Source organism: Staphylococcus sp. EG-SA-17, assembly GCF_017151845.1.
Taxonomy (GTDB): domain Bacteria; phylum Bacillota; class Bacilli; order Staphylococcales; family Staphylococcaceae; genus Staphylococcus; species Staphylococcus aureus.
Map to the genome: position 1 here is coordinate 1 of NZ_JACVZO010000158.1, position 249 is coordinate 249.

1 pseudogene is annotated in these 249 nt (G+C 27.7%); it reads left to right on the forward strand.

Features of this window, described 5'->3' with window-relative positions:
• Positions 1-60: 60 nt before the first annotated feature.
• Positions 61-126, forward strand: a pseudogene (locus IDG65_RS14545) (cytidine deaminase); the annotation flags it as partial.
• Positions 127-249: the final 123 nt, after the last annotated feature.

Genomic DNA, 249 nt, shown 5'->3' on the forward strand with positions numbered 1-249 from the left:
TTATTATAGGTTTAATAGTATTTTTACCACATTTTATAGCGTTATTTTAGGGAGGCATATATGAGTTATCAACCTCATTATTTTCAAGAAGTTAGAAAAGCACAACAAGAATCATATTCGCCATACAAAGGTTCGTATGACTGCATTATAAAAGCATAAATTTATAATTTTTTTAAATGTCATTGAACGTGATAATGTGAATGGATTGAGCAATTTTGAAAAAGTGAAAAATAACCTATGTGACTTGCA